Source organism: Amycolatopsis speibonae (assembly GCF_042647925.1).
Lineage (GTDB): Bacteria > Actinomycetota > Actinomycetes > Mycobacteriales > Pseudonocardiaceae > Amycolatopsis > Amycolatopsis speibonae.
On the sequence record NZ_JBHRWK010000014.1, the window covers coordinates 755,168 to 772,229 of the forward strand.

At 68.0% G+C, this 17,062-nt stretch carries 16 protein-coding genes; 10 read left to right on the forward strand and 6 right to left on the reverse strand.

The annotated features are described in order from the left end of the window. The first annotated feature begins 1 nt into the window (after nt 1). Together ACFOSH_RS11765 and ACFOSH_RS11770 are read left to right on the forward strand one after the other, a co-directional pair. Entirely contained in the window at nt 2-391 is a 390-nt protein-coding gene (locus tag ACFOSH_RS11765) for a cytidine deaminase (RefSeq protein WP_378238773.1), read from the forward strand. Then, entirely contained in the window at nt 388-1,671 is a 1,284-nt protein-coding gene (locus tag ACFOSH_RS11770) for a thymidine phosphorylase (protein WP_378238774.1), read from the forward strand. The genes ACFOSH_RS11765 and ACFOSH_RS11770 overlap by 4 nt, the downstream gene beginning before the upstream one ends. Nucleotides 1,672-1,798: 127 nt before the next feature. Here ACFOSH_RS11770 and ACFOSH_RS11775 read toward each other — a convergent pair whose 3' ends face one another. Beyond that, a complete protein-coding gene (locus ACFOSH_RS11775; protein WP_378238775.1) occupies nt 1,799-2,887 on the reverse strand; it encodes a PA containing protein in 1,089 nt (362 codons plus the stop codon). A 210-nt stretch (nt 2,888-3,097) separates the two neighbouring features. Here ACFOSH_RS11775 and ACFOSH_RS11780 point away from each other — a divergent pair, with 210 nt between their 5' ends. Together ACFOSH_RS11780 and ACFOSH_RS11785 are read left to right on the forward strand one after the other, a co-directional pair. Then, nucleotides 3,098-4,198 (forward strand): adenosine deaminase, encoded by a 1,101-nt coding sequence (locus ACFOSH_RS11780; protein ID WP_378238776.1) that lies wholly within the window; start codon nt 3,098-3,100, stop codon nt 4,196-4,198. A gap of 65 nt (nt 4,199-4,263) precedes the next feature. Beyond that, nucleotides 4,264-5,472 (forward strand): MFS transporter, encoded by a 1,209-nt coding sequence (locus ACFOSH_RS11785; protein WP_378238838.1) that lies wholly within the window; start codon nt 4,264-4,266, stop codon nt 5,470-5,472. A gap of 185 nt (nt 5,473-5,657) precedes the next feature. Here ACFOSH_RS11785 and ACFOSH_RS11790 read toward each other — a convergent pair whose 3' ends face one another. Beyond that, a complete protein-coding gene (locus tag ACFOSH_RS11790) occupies nt 5,658-6,905 on the reverse strand; it encodes a primosomal protein (protein ID WP_378238777.1) in 1,248 nt (415 codons plus the stop codon). Between the two features lie 152 nt (nt 6,906-7,057). On the opposite strand from ACFOSH_RS11790, the gene ACFOSH_RS11795 reads away from it, so the two are divergent. Then, on the forward strand, nt 7,058-9,562 hold the full coding sequence (locus ACFOSH_RS11795; RefSeq protein ID WP_378238779.1) for a DEAD/DEAH box helicase: 2,505 nt from the start codon (nt 7,058-7,060) through the stop codon (nt 9,560-9,562). A 72-nt stretch (nt 9,563-9,634) separates the two neighbouring features. On the opposite strand, the gene ACFOSH_RS11800 is transcribed toward ACFOSH_RS11795, so the two are convergent. Beyond that, nucleotides 9,635-10,186, reverse strand: coding sequence for a hypothetical protein (locus ACFOSH_RS11800; protein WP_378238780.1), 552 nt, complete (start codon nt 10,184-10,186; stop codon nt 9,635-9,637). Nucleotides 10,187-10,240: 54 nt separating this feature from the next. Then, nucleotides 10,241-10,837, reverse strand: coding sequence for an NADPH-dependent F420 reductase (locus tag ACFOSH_RS11805; RefSeq protein WP_378238781.1), 597 nt, complete (start codon nt 10,835-10,837; stop codon nt 10,241-10,243). Nucleotides 10,838-10,912: 75 nt separating this feature from the next. Between ACFOSH_RS11805 and ACFOSH_RS11810 the strand changes: the two genes are divergently transcribed. Continuing rightward, nucleotides 10,913-11,296: a winged helix-turn-helix transcriptional regulator gene (locus tag ACFOSH_RS11810; protein WP_378238782.1), complete on the forward strand. Its 384-nt coding sequence runs from the start codon at nt 10,913-10,915 to the stop codon at nt 11,294-11,296. 300 nt (nt 11,297-11,596) lie between these two features. On the opposite strand, the gene ACFOSH_RS11815 is transcribed toward ACFOSH_RS11810, so the two are convergent. After that, entirely contained in the window at nt 11,597-12,577 is a 981-nt protein-coding gene (locus ACFOSH_RS11815; protein WP_378238784.1) for a sugar-binding transcriptional regulator, read from the reverse strand. 144 nt (nt 12,578-12,721) lie between these two features. Between ACFOSH_RS11815 and ACFOSH_RS11820 the strand changes: the two genes are divergently transcribed. The 4 genes from ACFOSH_RS11820 to ACFOSH_RS11835 are packed head-to-tail and all read left to right on the forward strand — an operon-like array spanning nt 12,722 to nt 16,806. Continuing rightward, nucleotides 12,722-13,726 carry a zinc-dependent alcohol dehydrogenase family protein gene (locus tag ACFOSH_RS11820; RefSeq protein ID WP_378238785.1) on the forward strand — a complete coding sequence of 335 codons (1,005 nt, stop codon included), beginning with the start codon at nt 12,722-12,724 and terminating at the stop codon, nt 13,724-13,726. Further along, nucleotides 13,719-15,059 (forward strand): ABC transporter substrate-binding protein, encoded by a 1,341-nt coding sequence (locus ACFOSH_RS11825; protein ID WP_378238786.1) that lies wholly within the window; start codon nt 13,719-13,721, stop codon nt 15,057-15,059. The genes ACFOSH_RS11820 and ACFOSH_RS11825 overlap by 8 nt, the downstream gene beginning before the upstream one ends. Further along, a complete protein-coding gene (locus ACFOSH_RS11830; RefSeq protein WP_378238788.1) occupies nt 15,059-15,994 on the forward strand; it encodes a carbohydrate ABC transporter permease in 936 nt (311 codons plus the stop codon). Before ACFOSH_RS11825 ends, ACFOSH_RS11830 begins: the two co-directional genes overlap by 1 nt. Next, a complete protein-coding gene (locus ACFOSH_RS11835) occupies nt 15,991-16,806 on the forward strand; it encodes a carbohydrate ABC transporter permease (RefSeq protein ID WP_378238789.1) in 816 nt (271 codons plus the stop codon). Before ACFOSH_RS11830 ends, ACFOSH_RS11835 begins: the two co-directional genes overlap by 4 nt. A 59-nt stretch (nt 16,807-16,865) precedes the next feature. Here ACFOSH_RS11835 and ACFOSH_RS11840 read toward each other — a convergent pair whose 3' ends face one another. Continuing rightward, nucleotides 16,866-17,060 carry a ferredoxin gene (locus tag ACFOSH_RS11840; RefSeq protein WP_034304647.1) on the reverse strand — a complete coding sequence of 65 codons (195 nt, stop codon included), beginning with the start codon at nt 17,058-17,060 and terminating at the stop codon, nt 16,866-16,868. Nucleotides 17,061-17,062: the final 2 nt, after the last annotated feature.

Consider the following 17,062-nt stretch of genomic DNA (forward strand, 5'->3'; position numbering starts at 1 on the left):
CATGGCCGAGTACGACTGGGAAGCCCTGCGGGCTCAAGCCGTCGAGGCGGCGAAGTCGGCGTACGCGCCGTACTCGGGGCTGCACGTCGGTGTGGCGGCCGTGGTGGACGACGGCCGGATCGTCGTCGGCTGCAACGTCGAAAACGCTTCGTACGGCTTGGGAATGTGCGCGGAATGCACGATGGCGGGGCAGTTGCGGCTGACCGGTGGCGGCAAACTCGTCGCCGTCGCGTGCCGCAGTGGTGAAGGCGCTCTGCTGATGCCGTGCGGGCGTTGCCGTCAGATCCTGTTCGAGCACGGAGGCGCGGAGTGCCTGGTGGACACCCCGAGCGGGATCCTGCCGATGTCTTCGGTGCTGCCGGACGCCTTCGGCCCGGACGATCTGCCATGAGCGAGTTCGCCGCCGTCGACGTCATCCGCGCGAAGCGGGACGGCGGACGGCTCTCCGACGAGCAGATCGACTGGACGATCGACGCGTACACGCGCGGCGACATCGCCGAAGAACAGATGGCCGCGCTCGCGATGGCCATCTTCCTGCGGGGGATGGATTCGGGCGAGATCGCGCGCTGGACCGGCGCGATGATCTCCTCGGGGGAGCGGCTTGATCTGAAGGTCAGCCGTCCGACGATCGACAAGCATTCGACGGGCGGGGTCGGCGACAAGATCACGCTGCCGCTGGCGCCGCTCGTCGCGGCGTGCGGGGCGGCCGTGCCGCAGCTGTCCGGGCGCGGGCTCGGGCACACCGGCGGGACGCTGGACAAACTGGAGTCGATCCCGGGCTGGCGTGCCGCGTTGTCGACGTCGGAGATCATCCGGCAGCTCGACGAGGTCGGCGCGGTGGTCTGCGCGGCGACGTCCGGGCTGGCTCCGGCGGACAAGAAGCTGTACGCGCTGCGGGACGTGACTTCGACGGTGGAGTCGATCCCGCTGATCGCGAGCTCGATCATGAGCAAGAAGATCGCGGAAGGCTCGGCCGGGCTGGTCCTCGACGTGAAGACCGGTTCGGGCGCGTTCATGAAGACGCTTCCGCAGGCGCGGGAACTCGCGCGGACGCTGGTGGAGATCGGGACCGCGCACGGCGTCGCGACGACGGCGCTGATCACGGACATGAACGTGCCTTTGGGATATGCCGTCGGGAACGCGATCGAGGTCGCGGAGTCGGTCGAGGTGCTGCGCGGCGGCGGTCCGGCCGACGTCGTCGAGCTGACCGTGGCTTTGGCGCGGGAGATGCTGGCGCTGGCGGGACTGTCCGATGTGGACCCGGCCGCGGTGCTCGCGTCGGGGAAGGCCTACGAGACGTGGTGCCGGATGATCGCCGCTCAGGGCGGGGATCCCGAAGCCGCTCTGCCGCGGCCTAAGCACGTGCACGTCGTCCCGGCGCCCGCTGATGGCGTGTTGACGTCTTTGGACGCGTACTCGGTCGGGGTCGCCGCTTGGCGGCTCGGGGCCGGGCGGGCGCGCAAGGAGGATCCGGTGCAGGCCGCGGCCGGTGTGCTGTGCCTGGCGAAGCCGGGCGACAAGGTGTCGGCCGGGCAGCCGCTGCTGGAGCTGCACACCGACACTCCGGACGCCGTTGCTTCGGCTCTCGCTGCGCTCACTGACGCCTACGCGGTCAGCTCCTCGGAGGCCCCGGACTCCGCTCCGCTCGTCCTGGAGACCGTGCGCCCCTGACCTGCGTTTAGCGGGCTAAACGCGATCTGTGGCGGCGCCCGACCCCGGGTCGCGGCCTCGTGTCCTGAAGGCCCCCTTTGAGACGTTGAACGTCTCAAAGGGGGCCTTCACGCGGAACCTGTCGCGGTCAGTCGGTGGTCTCGTCGGTGCCGTCGGCCTTCGCCTTGGCGTCGGCCGCCTTGGGCGCCCGGCCGTTGCGCGAGCTGCGACGCGGCTGACGCGGCGCGGGCGGCGGCGGGGAGATCTGCTGCACGGCCGGGCCACCGCCGAGCATCAGCTCCGCGAAGGTCGCCATGGCCTCGTCCAGCTGACCACCGATGCGGCGCACGGACTCGTCGTTGCTCTTGCGCACCAGCGTGTCGACCGAGTCGGTGTCCGGCTGCTTCTGCAGCGTGCTCTCGACCTTCGACAGACCACTGCGGATCGAGCCGTCGAGGTCGCCGAGGCGCCCGGTGAAGCCGTCCTCGACCTTGTCGAGCCGCTCGGCCAGCTGGTCGAGGCGCGAGGTGACCTTCTCGAGGCGGTCGCCGAGGCCGTCGAGACGGTCCGAGGCGTCGATCATCTCGCCGGTCTCGGTCAGTGCGGTCTTCAGCGCTTCGGTGTTCGCGGTGAGGCTTTCCTTGGTGGCCTTGTCGAGGTTCTCGACGCGGGTGCGCAGCTCGCGGTCGACGGTGTCGACGCGGTCGCGCAAGGCCGACTCGGCCTGCTCGACGCGCTCGCGCACCGGGCCGATCACCGACTGCGGCAGCGAGTCGGTCTTCACGTCCTGCTTGTCCAGGTGCGCGCCGAGCTCGTCGAGACGGCGGTGGATGTTCTGGAGCTTGTCCTCGAGCCCGTCCATCCGCCCCCCGACGCCTTCGAGGCGCGCGGCCATGCCGTCGAGGCGGCCGTCGAGCTGGGCGAACGGCTTGGCCAGCTTGTCGACGATGCTCTCGACGGCGCGGGTCAGCGCGGCGATCGCGGTGTCCTGCGCTTCGAGCCGCGACATGGTCTCGTCGAGGCGCTCGGCGAGCACGCCGGTCTCGGTGCGGTCGGGCATCTCCGAGAGGCGCTTGCGGACCGCGCCGAGCGAGTCGACCGGCGCCAGACGTGCGTAGATGTCGTCGAGCGCGTCGAAGATCTGCTGCTGTTCGCTCTCACGCACTTCGGCCGCGCGCACCAGCATGTTGCGCATCCGGTCGAAGGACGGGGCTGCAATGTGGTTGTCAGTGGTCACTGCGGTGTCCTTCGGGGGCGGGGAAATGGGAGGGACGTGACGTGAAGCTTATCCATTGCGAAATTGCTGTGCGTATGGCCCCCGGGTATCGGACAATGCCGAGCTCTGCCCCTGATGGCCGATTCAGCCCGTGATCGACAAAGCTGAGGGTTAACCAGAGCCGGTGACTTACCACCATGTAGGGGAATGACAGCCTGGTTACCGTTACGTATGTCCTCTGAAAGCAGCAGATCCCGCATCCCGGAGGCGGTACTGACCCGCGCTCCCAAGGTTCTCCTCCACGACCACCTGGACGGCGGATTGCGTCCCGCCACGGTCGCCGAACTCGCCGAGCGGACCGGGTACCGGGCCTTGCCCACCACCGATCCCGTCGCACTCGGCCGTTGGTTCCGCGAGGCCGCCGACTCCGGCTCTCTCGTCTCGTACCTTGAGACGTTCGCGCATACCTGTGGCGTGATGCAGACCGAGGAAGCGCTGGTCAGAGTGGCCGCCGAGGCGGTGGAAGACCTCGCGGCCGACGGCGTCGCCTACGCCGAGGTGCGGTATGCCCCCGAACTCTTCGTCGAACGCGGACTGTCACTCGATGCGGTGGTCGAGGCTATTCAGGCAGGGTTCGCGGAAGGTGAACGGAGAGTGGCGGCCGCCGGTGGCCGGATCCGCGTCGGGACGTTGCTCTGCGCGATGCGCCAGCACGCCAGGGCCCTCGAGATCGCCGGTCTCGCCGTCCGCTACCGCGACGCCGGCGTGGTCGGGTTCGACATCGCCGGACCGGAAGACGGATTTCCGCCTACCAGGAATCTCGACGCATTCGAGTTTCTGCGGACGAATAATGCGCATTTCACCATTCATGCCGGCGAGGCGTTCGGGCTCGCGTCGATTTGGGAGGCGATTCAGCATTGCGGCGCGGAGCGGCTCGGCCACGGTGTGCGCATCGTCGACGACATCAAGACCGACAGTGACGGCACGGTCCATTTGGGACGGTTGGCCGCCTACGTCCGCGACCGCCGGATCCCGCTGGAGATCTGCCCCACGTCCAATGTCCAGACGGGGGCGGCGCGCTCGATCGGCGAACATCCCATCGGCCTGCTCGCCCGGCTGCGCTTCCGGGTCACCGTCAACACCGACAACCGGCTGATGAGCGGCTGCTCGATGACCAGCGAATTCGCCGCCCTGGCCGAGGCCTTCGGCTTCGGGCTGGCCGATCTCGAGTGGTTCACCATCAATGCGATGAAATCCGCGTTCCTCGATTTCGACCAGCGGCTCGACATCATCAACACGGTCATCAAGCCCGGGTACGCCGCCTTGCGTTAGTTAGCACCGGCAACTATCGTTCACTATGTAGGAGAGCTTTCTCAAATAATGAAACGGTGACGATGATGGCGCAGGTCGCGGACGTGGGGATCGGCGGAAAACGACGCTGGCTCATCCTCGCGCTCGGCCTCGCCGCGCAGACCGCGAGCTGTTCGTTCCTCTACGGGATCCCGTTCCTGGTGCCGTCCATGCAGCGTGCGGAGGGACTCACGCTCGCCGAAGCGGGAACGGTGGTCGCGGCGCCGAGTCTTGGCCTGCTGTTCACCTTGATCCTGTGGGGTGCGGCCGCGGACCGTTACGGAGAGCGTTTGGTAATGGCTCTCGGACTCGGCGTCTCGGGGTTACTCCTCGTGTACGCGGCCGCCGGCGATCACTCGCTCGGGACCCTCTTTGGGGTGTTCCTGCTCGCCGGCGCGAGCACCGCGTCAGTGAACGCCGCGAGCGGCCGGGCCGTCCTCGGCTGGTTCGGCCCGGCCGAACGCGGCCTCGCGATGGGTATCCGCCAGATGGCCCAGCCGCTCGGGGTGGGCGTCGCCGCCTTCGGCCTCCCGCCGCTCGCGGATCGCTGGGGGTTCCAGGTCTCGCTCATGCTGCCCGCGCTGACCGCGGTCGTCGTCGCGCTGCTCGTGGCCTGGCTGCTGGTCGATCCGCCGCGGCCGGGGTCCGGGACCGCGCCGGGGGAGAAGCCGCCGTCGCCGTACCGGAAGCCGGCGTTGTGGCGGGTCCACGGCGCGAGCGCGCTGCTCGTCGTCCCGCAGTTCACGGTTTCCGCGTTCACTCCCGTGTACCTGGTGACCATGCATCACTGGATGGCGGCGTCCGCGGGCTGGTTCGTCGGCGCCGTCCAGATCCTCGGCGCGCTGGGCAGGCTGGTGTCGGGCTACTGGTCCGACCGCGTCGGCAGCAGGCTGCGGCCGATGCGGCAGCTGGCGATCTCGAGCGCCGGGGCGATGCTGCTGGTCGCGCTCGGGGACGCGACGTGGCCGTGGCTGGTGCTGCTCGCGCTCGTCCTGGCCGCGGTGATCACCGTGTCCGACAACGGGCTCGGGTTCACCGCGTCGGCGGAGATGGCCGGGCTCGCGTGGGCGGGGCGGGCGATGGGCACGCAGAACACCGGCCAGAACGTCGCCGCCGCACTGACGCCGCCGATGCTGGGCTTGGTGATCGGTGATTCGCGGTACGCGCTGGCCTTCTGCGTGGCCGCGGTCTTCCCGGTGCTGGCCGTGGCCCTGATCCCCGTCAAACACGAAAAGAGCCCCTCAGGACGAACCTGAGGGGCCCGCGAGGTGACCGGCGGACTGTCTCTCGGAAGCGCGTCAGCGCGACGAGAGACTTCACCGCGCGCGCCCTCTTTCGGGCCGAAGGCCCACGAAAACGCGATGAAGGGGCGCCCTCCGCACCCAACGCGAGTTGCGTACGGCCCGGCGCCCCTTCGGCGCGCTTTTCGTCAGCGCGCGAGCTACAACACAGCCAACCTGTTCTCGAAGGTCTCGACGAGCTTGCGCCACTCGGACTGCTCGGCGTCGAACGGAGCGCTCGGCTCGAGGCGCGTGGGGTCCGGCCGCAGCACGAACGACACCAGCCAGCCGAGGCTTTCGTTGGCGGCCAGTGCGGTGTCGACGCTGTCGTCGTCGGCCCATTCGGCGGCGTCGGTGATCAGCTCGACGGCCAGCTCCAGCTGGGTCGGGTCGATCGACTCCGGGCCTTCGGCGATGTCGTCGGCGATACCGGTCAGCACGTAGGTGTTCTCGGTGTCGACCTCGATCTCGAGCTCGCCCGCGGTGGCCTTCGTGGTCACCTCGTCCCAAGTGGACACTTGGGCGAGGTCGTTGTCCGCCAGCTCCTTGCCGTCCGCGATCGCGCGGATGAGGGCCTTCTCGGAGGAGAAGACGTCGATCTCGCCTTCGCTGCCGAGGAAGATCGGCTTGTCGTCGAGGTAGCAGCGCAGCGTGTAGTACTCGGCGCCGGAGGTGATGATCTTGATCGGGTCGATGCCGACCTCGCCCCAGAAGCCGACGGGCTCGTCGTCTTCGTCGTCATCGTCCTCGTCGACGTCTTCGAGGTCGTCGTCCTCGGCGGCGGCCGCCTCGGCTTCGGCGGACTCCGCGAGGAAGGTCGCGAGCTCCTCCGCCGTCTGCTCCAGCACCTTCTCGTCGACGTCGGGAGCGGTCGCCAGACCGTCGATCGCGTCGAGCACGATGTCCCACTTCTCGGAGACCGCTTGTGACAGGTCCGCCCACAGGCGTTCGCCGTCGCGGCCGGAGAAGGGCAGCGTGCCCTGGTCCAGCAGCGAGAAGCTCTCGTGCGCGTCGAGGACCTCGTGGACCTCTTCGAGCTCGCACACGTCCGCGAGCGAACGCACGATGCCGATGATCTCGGCGAGCTCGCCCAGCGTCCACTGGTCCGGCTTCTCGGCGACCAGCTCGGGGACGCCCACCAGGTCGTAGGTGTGGTCGTCGTCCGGGATCAGCTCGGGCACGTTCAGCGCCGGCACGACCTCCCACGCGGGGTGGTCGAGCAGGTCGTGCTGCTCGGAAGTCCGCACGAAGGCGGCGAGATGCGCGGCGTCCGGGAAGGCGTACAGGTCCTCCTCGTCGCCGAGGAAGGCTTCCCATTCCTCGCCGTCTTCCCGCCAGCGCGGCGCCCAGAGAGTGACGACGTCACCCTGTGGCAGGCCGAGTTCGATCGGGATGATGTCCTGTGCCATTCCTTAGCCCTCTCGGATTACCGCCTGTGTGCGCGCGGCCGGGTGATGCTGCCCGGTGGGTGCGCGGTACCGCGAAGCCTACGGGTTTCCACCGATGGGCGCGATCACCCCTGGGCAAGAAGCGACCAACGGATGGCACGATAGGTCCTCTGATGACACTTACAGACCTCCTGCCTGCGGCTCCCGACCCCGACTCGCTGTTCGAAGCCTTCTCGACCTGGACAGCCGAGCGCGGGTTAGAGCTGTACCCCGCGCAGGAGGAGGCCATCATCGAAGTGGTCTCCGGGGCGAACCTGATCCTGTCGACGCCGACGGGCTCGGGAAAGAGCCTGGTCGCCGTCGGGGCCCACTTCACCGCCCTCGCGCGCGGCCTCCGCAGCTACTACACGGCGCCGATCAAGGCGCTGGTCTCGGAGAAGTTCTTCCAGCTCATCGAGATCTTCGGCGCGGAGAACGTCGGCATGATGACCGGCGACTCGGCGGTGAACGCCGACGCGCCGATCATCTGCTGTACGGCGGAAATCCTGGCGAACATGGCGCTGCGGTTCGGCGCGGACGCGCCGGTCGGCCAGGTCATCGCGGACGAGTTCCACTTCTATTCGGAGCCGGATCGCGGCTGGGCCTGGCAGGTGCCGCTGCTGGAACTGCCGAAGGCGCAGTTCGTGCTGATGTCGGCGACGCTGGGCGACGTCTCGTTCTTCGAAAAAGATCTCACCCGGCGCACAGGCCGCCCGACCGCGGTGGTCACCTCGGCGGAACGGCCGGTGCCGCTCACCTTCCGCTACGCGCTGACACCATTGCACGAGACGATGTCCGAGCTGCTCCACGGCGGTCAGTCGCCGGTCTACGTCGTGCACTTCTCACAGGCGGCGGCGATCGAGCGCGCGCAGACACTGATGAGCATCAACGTCACCTCGAAGGCGGAGAAGGAGGCCATCGCCGAGATGCTCGGCGACTTCCGCTTCTCGGCCGGGTTCGGGAAGACGTTGTCGCGGCTTGTCCGGCACGGTATCGGCGTGCACCACGCCGGCATGCTGCCGAAGTACCGGCGCCTGGTCGAGCAGCTCGCGCAAGCCGGGCTGCTGAAGGTGATCTGCGGGACCGACACGCTCGGCGTCGGCATCAACGTACCTATCCGCACAGTGGTCTTCTCCGCGCTGACGAAGTACGACGGGGTCCGGCAACGGCATCTCAAGGCGCGTGAGTTCCATCAGATCGCCGGGCGGGCGGGCCGCGCCGGGTACGACACCGACGGCTATGTCGTCGTGCAGGCGCCGGACCACGTCGTCGAAAACGCCAAGGCGCTGGAGAAGGCGGGCGACGACCCCAAGAAGAAAAAGAAGATCGTCCGCAAGAAGGCGCCCGAAGGGTTCGTCAACTGGACGGAAAGCACCTTCGACCGGTTGATCGCGGCCGAGCCGGAGCCGCTGACGTCGAGTTTCCACGTCAGCCACTCGATGCTGCTGAACGTCGTTTCCCGGCCGGGCAACGCGTTCGACTCCATGCGGCATCTGCTGGAGGACAACCATTCCGACCGTCCAGCCCAGCGGAAACTGATCCTGCGCGCGATCGCGATCTACCGCGCGCTGCTCGCGGCCGGTGTCGTGGAGCGGCTCGACGAGCCCGACGAGCAGGGCCGGATCGTCCGGCTCACCGTGGACCTGCAGTTCGATTTCGCGCTGAACCAGCCGCTTTCGCCGTTCGCGCTGGCCGCGATCGAACTCCTCGACCTCGAATCGCCGTCCTATCCGCTCGACGTCGTGTCCACTGTGGAATCCACTGTGGACAACCCGAGGCCGGTGCTTTCGCAGCAGCAGTTCAAGGCGCGCGGCGAGGCCGTGCAGGCGATGAAGGCCGAGGGCATCGAGTACGACGAGCGGATGGAACTGCTCGAAAACGTCACGTACCCGAAACCGCTGGAGGAACTGCTGGAGGCGGCGTATTCCCGCTACCGGCAAGGGCATCCGTGGGTCGACGACTACGAGCTCAAGCCGAAGTCCGTCGTGCGCGACATGTACGAGCGCGCGATGAACTTCGTGGAGTACATCGGTTTCTACCAGCTCGCCCGCTCGGAAGGGCTGGTGCTGCGGTATCTCACCGACACCTACGACTCGCTCCGGCACACGGTTCCCGACGAGGCCAAGGACGAGGGGCTGCAGGACCTCATCGAATGGCTCGGTGAGCTGGTGCGGCAGGTCGACTCCAGCCTCCTCGACGAGTGGGAAGCCTTGCGGAATCCCGAAGAGGAAGGCCCCGTTTCGGCGAGGCCGCCGTCCGAGCCGCCCGCGGTCACGCGGAACGAGCGGGCTTTCCGGGTGCTCGTGCGGAACGAGCTGTTCCGCCGGGTCGAGCTCGCCGCGCGGCGTTCTTACGGGACGCTCGGCGAGCTGGACGCCGCTTCGGGCTGGGACGCGGAGGCGTGGGAAGACGCCATCGAGGACTACTTCGACGAGCACGAAACGCTCGGCATCGGGCCGGACGCGCGCGGGCCCAAGCTGCTGATCATCGAGAAGGAACCCGAGATCTGGCGGGTGCGGCAGATCTTCGACGATCCGGCGGGCGATCACGACTGGGGTATCGGCGCCGAGGTCGACCTGGCGGCGTCGGACGAGGCGGGTTCGGCGGTCATCCGGATCACGGCGGTGGACCAGCTCTGAGGTCGGCCGCGCGCTACGAGTAGCCGTCCGTGAAGGCCTCCTTCCCTACGCTGAAAGTAGGGAAGGAGGCCTTCACGACCTTGGGGCAGTGAGCTCCCGACGGCGTCGGACCAGCTGGACGACCAGCACGATCAGCGAGAGCGCGGGCAACGGTGCCACCGGCAGTTTCGCGCCTGTGCGGGCCTTTCCCCACGGTTTCGCGATCGAAAGCCAAGCCTGGAAAGCCAAAGCGCTCGCCATCAGCGCCGTTCCGGCCACCAGCGCCGGCGGTGTGGGCGCCGCCACGACGGAATCCCGCAAAGCGCCCGACAGCAGGAAGATCCCGGCGTGGAGCTGCACGAGCGTGATCGCGAACTTCGCCAGCACCCACCAATGCCGGGTGAACCCCCAGGCCGTCGCCGCCGCGAGCATGAAGCCGGTGAAGGCCGACGCGTTGGCGAGCGGTGCCAGCAGGAGCGAGTCGATCTCGTGCGCCATGGACGTCGCGGCGGCGCGGATCGCGCCGTCGGTGGTGGTGCGGCTGATCGCCAGGAGGGTGAACAGTGCCAGCGCCTCTCCCATCCAGCCCACCGAAGTGATCACGTGCAGCCACACGGTCAGCTGCCGCCAAGTCTTCTTCTCCATGCCGCACACCTTCGCCCGGCCGCCCGGCCCGGCACATCGGGGACGACCCTGAACTCAGGCGGGAAGGGGCGGGAAGCAGGCCTGCGCGTCGTGACCGTCGAACCACAGCCCGACCATGAACGCCATGGTCGCCTCCATGAGCTCCGCCCGGTCGAGCCCGCCGGCGTTCAGGGGCGTGCAACCGAGGTCGCGGACCAAAGAACTCACCACCTCGACGGCGTCCGGCGAGCCGCAGAGCGGCACCGCGAGCGGGCGGCCGCCGAACACCGGGGGAGTCATCCGCCAGACGTCCACCGGGCACAGGGTGAACGCCTTGACCACGTGCGCGTCCGGCGCGGCGGCGGCGATCCGCTCCGCCTGGTCGGGGATCGTGAGAACGGCGCCGGGGCCGACCGCGTTGGTGCAGTCGATCAGCACCTTTCCGGCGAGATCTCCTGCCATGGCAACGACTTCCGCCACCGACGGCGCGGGGACGGCGAGCAGGATCACGTCGCTCCAGTGCGCGGTTTCCGCCCAGGTGCCCACGCGGGCGGAGACCTTCGCGGCCTTGGCCCCGTCGCGTGCGGCGACCATCACCTCGTGCCCGGCCCCGGCCCACTGGCCCCCGAGCGCCTCCGCCATCCCGCCCGCGCCGAAAATACCGATACGCATGTGCCGCTCCCTAAGATCGAGTCACGACACGACCGTAGAAAGCCGCGCGGGTACCAAGTGGTTACCGGAGGTCCCATGAACGACGTCTTCCTCGCCGACTGCCGGGCCCGGCTGGCCTTCGACCTGATGGCGAACACGTGGAACCCGGTCGTCCTGTGGGCGCTGCGCGACGGGCCACAGCGGCCCGCCGAGGTACGGCGACGGCTGGGCGGGATCAGCACGAAGGTGCTCACGGAGACCGTCCGGCGGCTGGAGTTCAACGGCCTGGTCCACCGGCGTGACTGTGGGCGGACGGCGAAGGTCGAGTACTCGCTGACGGACCTCGGGGCCGGCCTTCTCGGTCCGATCGAGGCCTTTGGGGAGTGGGCCCATCGCCACGGCGACGAGGTGATGGCAGCTCAGGACAGGGCGGCCCAGGAGAAGGCGGTCGGTCTCGTGAGTGGCAAGGACGGTTCTTGAGGGGTAAGTCAGTCGTGTCGTGCCGGGACACACTGCCCTGACTTTCGGTACAGCACATACGAGGCCGGCGACACCCGGAGCCGACAGACGCGCGAGCGGCCGAGTACGAAACCTTTGCCTTACCTCTCAATAGAACCCGTACCTGCGGCCGGGCGGTTTCGCGTGATCGGTGGGACGACACCCGGTGGATTCGGCGTCGCCGAGTGTAGTCTCACTGGTCGCGGGTGTCGTGATCAGGCGGCGATCTCGCGTGATTGGAAGGCGATCACGCGTGATTGAAGGCGGAACTCGCGTGATCGGTCAGGGGAGCGGGCGAGCCTCGGCCAGTCGGAGGAGCGGGATGGCCGCGGCGGCGTCGGTGATCAGCGTCGCAACCATGCCGGAGCGCAGGACGGCGTCTATCGCTTCGGCCTTCGGTTCCGTGTAGCCGAGCGCGATCACTTCAGGAACCGCCAGCAGTTCCTCGGCGCTGATGGCCAGCACGTGGTGGGCCAGCCCGGTGGACATCGGCGTCCCGTCGGCGTCGAACAGGCGCGCGGACACCTCCGCTTTGGCCCCGCGTTTCGCTATCGCGCTCCGCTCCGTCTCGTCGAGCGCGTCGTAGACCGTCGACTCCTCGGGTTTCCACGCGCCGATGCTGACGACGGCCTTGGTCAGGTTCTTGAACTGCCCGAAGGTCTCCGCGATCCCGGGCTGCCTGCGCAGCGTCTCGGTGGTGCGGCGGTCGGGGAGGACGAGCGGGCCGAAGATCGGGTACGGCTCGCCGCCGGAGACCGACGCGACCCGGCTGACCGTTTCCACCGACCGGTCCCGCATGTCCATCCCCGCCTGCACCCCGCACAGTTGCACGACCGGGCATTTCGGCAGCGACTCGATCGCGTCGGTCATCGCGTTCACGGAACGTGCCCACGACAGCCCGAGAACGTCGCCGGGAGTGATGATTTCGGTCAGGAGCCGGGCGGCGAGCGCGCCGATCTTCCGCCGAGCCACTTCGCGGGTTTCGGGTTCCGGCGCTCGTTCGAGCACGAGGACGCGGTCCAGCCGGTACGCGGAGCGGATCTCCTCGGACAGCACGAGATCGACCGGGGCGGGCAAGCGGAACTCGACCGTGACGATTCCGGTTTCCCTGGCCGTGTCCAGCATCCGGGCGACCTTGAACCGGCTGATCCCGAACTCGTCGGCGATTTCCAGTTTCGAGGCGCCCTGCTCGTAGAAACGCCGGGCCACGGCGGCCAGGCGCAGCGACTCCACCAGGCCGGGACCCACCTTCTTCCCGCTCATCTGAGCACTGTACCGCGAAATGGGCTCGAAAGGTTGACGTAACACCTGGGAAAAGTTCACCATGCGGGGACATCAACAGCCTCGACATGCAGTCCGAAGCATAGGCCCGTCCCGCTCATTTGAGCGGAGAGAAGAGGAGCTGGCATGCGTGCCGCGATCGTGGACAAGCCCGGGGAGATCAGGGTCGGCGAAGTACCCGATCCCAAACCGGGGGATCGCCAGGTCGTCGTCAAGGTGGGTGCCTGCGGGATCTGCGGGACCGACCTCCACATCGCCGACGGGCATTTCCCGCCGACGCCCTACCCGATCGTCCCCGGCCACGAATTCGCCGGTGAGATCGTCGAACTCGGCGCCGACGTGCCGGGCGGCTGGAAGGTCGGCGACCGGGTGGCCGTCGACCCGTCGCTGTTCTGCGGCTACTGCAAGCCTTGCCGGTCCGGCCGCGGCAACCTCTGCGAGAACTGGAACGCGACCGGCGACACCGTCAACGGCGCTTTCGCCGAGTACGTCGCCGTTCCCTCCGCGAACTGCTACCGCATGCCGGACACGATGACCTGGGAGCAGGGCGCCCTCGTCGAGCCGGTCTCCTGCGCGGTCCACGGCGTGCGCCGGATCGGCGTCGAGGCGGGGGAGCGGTTCCTCGTCGTCGGCGCGGGCACGATGGGGCTGATCATGCAGCAGTTGCTGCAGCGCGCGGGTGCCCAGGTCACGGTGGTCGACCGCAACACCGCTCGCCTCGGCCGGGCCATGGACCTCGGCGCTGTCGCCGTCGCGGGTGATGTGAAAGACCTGGACGACGAGAAGTTCGACGCCGCCGCGGACTGCACCGGCGCCGCGCCGGCCATCGAAGCCGCCTTCGACTCGCTCCAGCGCGGAGGCCGCCTGCTGGTCTTCGGCGTCGCGCCGGAGGAAGCACGCGTCGCGCTTTCGCCGTTCCGGATCTACAACGACGAGATCACCGTCGTCGGCTCGATGGCCGTCATGAACAGCTTCGGTGCCGCGCTCGACCTGGTCGCCAGTGGCGCCGTCGACACCGGTGCGCTGCTCACCGACACCCTGCCGCTGGAGCGGTACCCCGACGCTCTCGCCCTCATGCGCAGCGGCGCCGGCCTGAAGGTGCAGGTAATACCGGGAGGCGAAAGTGCGTAAAGCAGCCGCCCTGTTCGCGGTCCTCCTGCTGAGTCTCACCGGATGCGCCGGTGCGGGCGCGCTCGGGACCGGTGACCGGACACTCGTCGTCGGGATCGTCGCGAACCCGCAGATGAAGGACGCCATCGAGCTTTCCGGCGAGTTCGAGAAGGCGAACCCCGGAGTCACCCTCAAGTTCGTTTCGCTGCCGGAAAACCAGGCCCGCGCGAAGATCACCGCGTCGACGGCCACCGAAGGCGGCGAATTCGACGTCGTCATGATCAGCAACTACGAGGCGCCGCAGTGGGCCGCGAACGGCTGGCTCGAAAACCTCGAGCCGCATATCGCGGCGAACCCCTCCTACGACGCGGGCGACTTCATCCCGAGCATCAAGGAATCCTTGTCGCACAACGGATCGCTCTACGCGGTGCCGTTCTATGGCGAGTCTTCGTTCCTGGCCTACCGCAAGGATCTGTTCGAGCAGGCCGGGCTCACGATGCCCGCCAAGCCGACGTGGTCGCAGATCGCCGAGTTCGCCGCGAAGCTCGACGACAAGGCGAAGGGCGTGGCCGGGATCTGCCTGCGCGGCAAGCCCGGCTGGGGCGAGAGTCTCGCGCCGTTCACCACGGTCGCCAACACCTTCGGCGCGCAGTGGTTCGACAAGGACTGGAACGCCAAGCTGACCAGCCCCGAATTCAAGGCGGCCGCCGAGTTCTACGTGAATCTCGTGCGGAACCACGGCGAGGTGGGCGCGTCGAGCGCGGGCTTCTCCGAATGCGGCACGCGGTACACGCAGGGCCAGGCCGCGATGTGGTACGACGCCACGGTCATGGCGGGCACGAACGAGGACCCGTCGGCGAGCAAGGTCGTCGGGAAGTCCGGCTACGCCCCGGCTCCGGTGGAGAAGACGCAGGCGAGCGGGTGGCTCTACACCTGGGCGCTGGCGATCCCGAAGGTCGCCAAGGACAAGGAAGCCGCCTTCAGGTTCATGGCCTGGATGACCGACAAGGCCTACGTGCAGCGGGTCGCCGGCGAGTTCAAGGACTGGAACAGGGTCCCGCCGGGCGTGCGGAAGTCGACCTACGACATCCCCCAATACCGCGAGGCCGCCAAGGCCTACGCGCAGCCGACGCTGGACGGGATCGCGGACGCCGACCAGCGGAAGGCGATGGCGAATCCGGTGCCCTACCCCGGCATCCAGTTCGTCGGCATCCCCGAGTTCCAGGATCTCGGCACGCGGGTGAGCCAGCAGCTTTCGGCGGCGATCGCGGGCCAGATCACCGTGGACGAAGCGCTGAAGCAGTCACAGGAGTACGCGCAGACCGTCGGCAAGTCGTATCAGGAGGTGCAGTGATGGCCACGCTCTCCGCTCCTGCCCGCACCGAGCCCGCCGAAGCCAGGAAGGCGGCCCCGAAGCGCGGCACCGACACGCCGTTCAAACGACGGCTACCGCTGCTGCCCGCCCTGCTGTTCGTCGTCGCCGTGACGCAGCTTCCGTTCGTGCTGACGGTGTTCTACTCGTTCCAGTCGTGGAACCTGGTGCGGCCGGGGTCGCGGCATTTCGTCGGGCTGCAGAACTACATCGACGTCTTCGCCGACTCGACGTTCCTCGGCGCGCTGCTGAACACCGTCGTCCTCACGGTCGTCTGCGTGTTCTTCTCACTGCTGCTCGGCCTGGGACTCGCGATCCTGCTGGACCGTAAGTTCCTCGGCCGCGGCGTGGTCCGGACCCTGCTGATCACGCCGTTCCTGATCCTGCCCGCGGCGGGCGCGCTGCTGTGGAAGACGACGATGTTCGACCCGACCTACGGGTTGCTGCACTTCGTCTTCGGCACCGACGTCGACTGGCTTTCGGAGTTCCCGCTCGCCGCGGTGATGGCCCAGGTCGTCTGGCAGTGGACGCCGTTCATGATGCTGCTGATCCTGGCCGGGCTGCAGAGCCAGCCGAAGGACGTCCTGGAGGCCGCGTCGGTCGACGGCGCCGGCCGCTGGCGGACGTTCACCGCGATCACGCTCCCGCATCTGAGCCGGTTCCTGCAGCTGGCGACGCTGCTGGGCGCGATCTACATCGTGAACAGCTTCGACGCGATCTTCCTGATGACCCAGGGTGGTCCGGGAACGGCCAGCACGAACCTGCCCTTCTACATCTACCAACGGGCTTTCCAAGGTTTCGACGTCGGGCAGTCGTCCGCGATGGGCGTGATCGTCGTGATCCTGACGATGATCGTCGCGACTTTCGCGCTGCGCCTGATGTTCCGCTCGTTCTCGGTGCAGGGAGGCGTGAAATGAAGGCCCGGTTCGGCGCGGGCGCGCTGACTGTCGCGACCTGGGTGATCGCGATCCTGTTCGTGTTCCCGCTGCTGTGGATGATCCTCACGGCCTTCAAACAGGAGGCCGACGCCTACACCGATCCGCCGCGGCTGTTCTTCACCCCGACACTCGACCAGTTCGCCGGGGTGCTCGAACGCGGTTTCCTGCCGTACCTGTCGAATTCCGCGTTCGTCACCGTCGTTTCGACGATTTTCGTGCTGCTGCTGGGAATCCCGGCGGCGTACGCGCTGTCGCTGGCGCCGGTGAAGGGGACGAGCAACGCGCTCGGCTTCTTCCTGTCGACGAAGATGCTGCCGATCGTGGCGGCGATCATCCCGCTCTACGTGATCTCGCAGAACGTCCAGCTGCTGGACAACGTGTGGGCGCTGATCATCCTGTACACCTCGATGAACCTGCCGCTGGCCATCTGGATGATGCGGTCGTTCTTCCTCGAAGTGCCGCACGAGATGATCGAAGCCGGCCGGATCGACGGCGCGACCCTGCCGGTGCTGCTGCGGAAGATCATCATGCCGGTCGTCGCGCCCGGGGTGGCCGCGACCGCGCTGATCTGCGTGATCTTCTCGTGGACCGAGTTCTTCTACTCGGTCAACCTCACCGCCGCGCGCGCCGGGACCGTGCCGGTGTTCCTGGTCGGGTTCATCACCAGCGAGGGCCTGTACTGGGCGCAGCTGTCCGCGGCCGCCCTGCTCGCGTCGCTGCCGGTGATGATCGTCGGCTGGATCGCGCAGAACCACCTGGTGCGCGGGCTGTCGATGGGCGCGGTCAAGTAAAAGCCTCGTGAGTGGTGAGGACGGTTCTAACCGTCCTCACCACTCACGAGCCCCAACGCCTACGCGAGCGACAACGCCTGACCCGGGCAGATGTGCACGGCCGTGCGTGCGTTCTCCTCGGCCTCTTCGCCTTCGGGCTCGGCGTTCAGCACGAGGACCGTGCCGTCGTCCTCGCTCTGATCGAACAGATCGGGATCGGTGAGCACGCACTGGCCCGCGCCCACACATTTCCCGGTGTCCGCGATGATCTTCATGG